The sequence below is a fragment of the Pseudomonas sp. GZD-209 genome (assembly GCF_049310485.1).
In the GTDB taxonomy this organism is placed as follows: Bacteria; Pseudomonadota; Gammaproteobacteria; order Pseudomonadales; family Pseudomonadaceae; genus Aquipseudomonas; species Aquipseudomonas sichuanensis.
The window spans coordinates 1-3,643 of the sequence record NZ_JBMOWQ010000235.1; the positions used below are offsets into that span (position 1 = coordinate 1).

Consider the following 3,643-nt stretch of genomic DNA (forward strand, 5'->3'; position numbering starts at 1 on the left):
CCTGGGGGGAACCCCCCTTCCTGCGGGGGGTGGTTCTTCCCCCGCGATGATTGACGTTTAGAAGAAGCCCAGCGGGTTGATGTCGTAGCTCACCAGCAGGTTCTTGGTCTGCTGGTAGTGGTCGAGCATCATCTTGTGGGTTTCACGGCCGACGCCGGACTTCTTGTAGCCACCGAACGCGGCATGCGCCGGGTACAGGTGGTAGCAGTTGGTCCACACACGGCCGGCCTTGATGCCGCGGCCCATGCGGTAGGCGCGGTTGATGTCGCGGGTCCATACGCCGGCGCCGAGGCCGAACTCGGTGTCGTTGGCAATCGCCAGGGCTTCGGCTTCGTCCTTGAAGGTGGTGACGCTGACCACCGGGCCGAAGATTTCTTCCTGGAACACGCGCATCTTGTTGTTGCCCTTGAGCAGGGTCGGCTGAATGTAGTAACCCGTGGCCAGCGAGCCTTCGAGTTGTTCCACCTTGCCGCCGGTCAGCAGCTCGGCGCCTTCTTCCTGGGCGATCTTCAGGTAGGACTGGATCTTGTCGAACTGCTGCTGCGAGGCCTGGGCGCCGACCATGGTGTCGGTGTCCAGTGGGTCGCCGCGCTTGATCTGCAGGACCTTCTTCATCACCACTTCCATGAACTGCGGGTAGATCGACTCCTGTACCAGCGCCCGCGACGGGCAGGTGCACACTTCGCCCTGGTTGAAGAACGCCAGCACCATGCCTTCGGCGGCCTTGTCGATGAAGCTCGGCTCGGCCTGCATGATGTCTTCGAAGTACACGTTCGGCGACTTGCCACCCAGTTCGACGGTGGACGGGATGATGTTCTCGGCCGCGCACTTCATGATGTGCGAGCCGACCGGGGTGGAGCCGGTGAAGGCGATCTTGGCGATGCGCTTGCTGGTGGCCAGCGCTTCACCGGCCTCGCGGCCATAGCCTTGCACCACGTTGAGCACGCCTTTGGGCAGCAGGTCGCCGATCAGCTCCAGCAGCACGGTGATGCCCAGCGGGGTCTGTTCGGCGGGCTTGAGCACCACGCAGTTGCCGGCGGCCAGGGCCGGGGCGAGCTTCCAGGCGGCCATCAGCAGCGGGAAGTTCCACGGGATGATCTGCCCGACCACGCCCAGCGGCTCGTGGATGTGGTAGGCCACGGTGTTCTCGTTGATCTCGGCGGCGCCGCCTTCCTGGGCGCGGATGCAGCCGGCGAAGTAGCGGAAGTGGTCGACGGCCAGCGGGATGTCGGCGTTGAGGGTTTCGCGGATCGGCTTGCCGTTGTCCCAGGTTTCGGTGATGGCCAGCAGTTCGAGGTTCTGCTCGATGCGGTCGGCGATCTTCAGCAGCACGTTGGAGCGGTCCTGCACTGACGTGCGGCCCCAGGCATCGGCGGCGGCGTGGGCGGCGTCGAGGGCCTTGTCGATGTCTTCGGCAGTGGAGCGAGGGAACTCGGCGATCGGCTGGCCGTTCACCGGCGAGGTGTTGGTGAAGTACTCACCCTTTACCGGAGGAACGAACTCACCACCGATGTAGTTGCCGTAGCGGGTCTTGAAGTTGACCTTGGCGCCCTCGGTACCGGGATGTGCGTAACGCATGGTGTGTCTCCTGGTCATTGTGATTGTTGCGGAGTTACCAAGCGTAGAGCAAAGGTCGGGCCAGTGCCGGCGGGCCCTTGCAGATCAATGACTTGGGTCATTTTTCCAGGCGGGTCGGCACGGCGTTGTACCAAGGCTGGCACGGGCCGGGTGACACTTTGTACCGTTGATGGCACAGCCGGTGACTCGGTGGTCAGCCAGCATTGCAAAGCGCTCGTGCCTGGAGGATGCTGGCGCAACGCTCTATCTGCGGAGAACAACAACAAATGCAGAGCAACCCGTTCAGCCGCCACGCCCAGCAAGTGCTGACTGTCGCCCATGGCCAGGCCAGCGGGCCGGGCAGCGACCCCTCCATCGCCCGCTCCTGGCTGCGTTGCCTGGAGGACTATCACCTCGACCCTGCGCGCGCCCAGGCCCCGGTGGTGCTCGAACACGGCCGCCTGCTGGAAAGCCGCGAGCGCCTGCAGCAGGTGCTGCAGATCGCCGACAACGAGATGAACAGCCTGCACCAGCAGCTTTCGGGCAGCGGGCATGCGGTGCTGCTCACCGATGCCCGTGGGGTGATCCTCAACTGCGTGACCGCACCCAGCGAGCGACGCATTTTCGAGCGTGCCGGCTTGTGGCTCGGTGCCGACTGGAGCGAGGCGCGCGAGGGCACCAACGGCATCGGCACCTGCCTGGTCGAGCGCCAGGCCCTGACCATCCACCAGGGCGAGCACTTTCGTGGTCGGCATACCGGCCTGACCTGCTCGGCCAGCCCGGTGTTCGACCCCCACGGTGAACTGCTGGCGGTGCTCGACGTGTCGTCGGCGCGGCCGGACGTGTCGCGCCAGAGCCAGTTCCACACCATGGCGCTGGTCAACCTTTCGGCGAAGATGATCGAGAGCTGTTACTTCCTGCGCCACTTCGAGCAGCAATGGCTGCTGCGTTTCCACCTGCAGGCCGAATCGGTCGGCTTGTTCAGCGAAGGCTTGCTGGCGTTCGACGGCGACGGTCGGATCTGCGCCGCCAACCAGAGCGCGCTGAACCTGCTGGGCAGCATTCGCGGTGGCGTGCTGGGCAAGCCGGTCGATCGGTTCTTTGCCTGTAGTCATGACGAACTGTTCAGCCGTGCCACGGCGCAAGGCAGCACGGCGTGGCCACTGCATACCCGTGATGGCCGGCAGGTGTTCGCCAGCCTGCGGGGCCAGGCGCGTAAACCTGTGTGGTCGGTGCCGGCGGCGTTGCCCCAGGCGCGCCAGGCCGCCGAGCCGGGCATCTGCCTGCTCGACCCGGCGTTGCAGCATGACTTTCGCCGGGCCGTGCGGGTCTTCGAGCGTGATGTGCCGCTGCTGCTGCGCGGTGAGACCGGTTGTGGCAAGGAGGCGTTCGCCCAGGCCGTGCACCAGGCCAGCGCTCGCCGTCACAAGCCCTTCGTGGCAATCAACTGCGCCTCGATTCCCGAGAGCCTGATCGAGAGCGAGCTGTTCGGCTATCGCGGCGGCAGTTTCACCGGGGCGCGCAAGGAGGGCATGCGTGGCAAGCTGTTGCAGGCCGATGGCGGCACCCTGTTGCTCGACGAGATCGGCGACATGCCGCTGGCGTTGCAAACCCGGTTGCTGCGGGTGCTGGAAGAGCGTCAGGTGGTGCCTATTGGTGGTGAGCCGCAAGCTGTGGATGTGCGCATCATCAGCGCCACCCACCGCGATTTGCTTGAGCGGGTGGAGCAGGGGGGCTTTCGCGAAGACCTTTATTACCGCCTCAATGGCCTGGAGGTGGCGCTGCCGGCGCTGCGCGAGCGCAGTGACAAAGGGCAGTTGCTGGACTTTTTGCTGGGTCAGGAGGCCGAAGGGCAAGCGCTGGCTATCGAGCCTGCGGCGCGCCAGGCGCTGCTCGATTTCGCCTGGCCGGGTAACGTGCGGCAGATGCGTAACGTGCTGCGCACCTTGGTGGCGTTGTGCGATGAGGGTCTGATCGAGTTTCAGGACCTCCCGGCCTTGGTTCGTAACGTGGGAGCGGGGGGGGGGGGGGGGGGGGGGGAGTAGATAAGAGGAGAAGAAAGGAGAGCAGAGAAAGAATAAAAGAA

At 65.0% G+C, this 3,643-nt stretch carries 2 protein-coding genes; one reads left to right on the forward strand and one right to left on the reverse strand.

All coding sequences use genetic code 11. The features are described 5' to 3' along the window. Positions 1-57: 57 nt before the first annotated feature. Entirely contained in the window at positions 58-1,578 is a 1,521-nt protein-coding gene (locus ACO6VM_RS23610) for an aldehyde dehydrogenase family protein (protein WP_125462456.1), read from the reverse strand. 266 nt (positions 1,579-1,844) lie between these two features. Here ACO6VM_RS23610 and ACO6VM_RS23615 point away from each other — a divergent pair, with 266 nt between their 5' ends. Continuing rightward, on the forward strand, positions 1,845-3,602 hold the full coding sequence (locus ACO6VM_RS23615) for a sigma-54-dependent Fis family transcriptional regulator (protein ID WP_422403879.1): 1,758 nt from the start codon (positions 1,845-1,847) through the stop codon (positions 3,600-3,602). Positions 3,603-3,643: the final 41 nt, after the last annotated feature.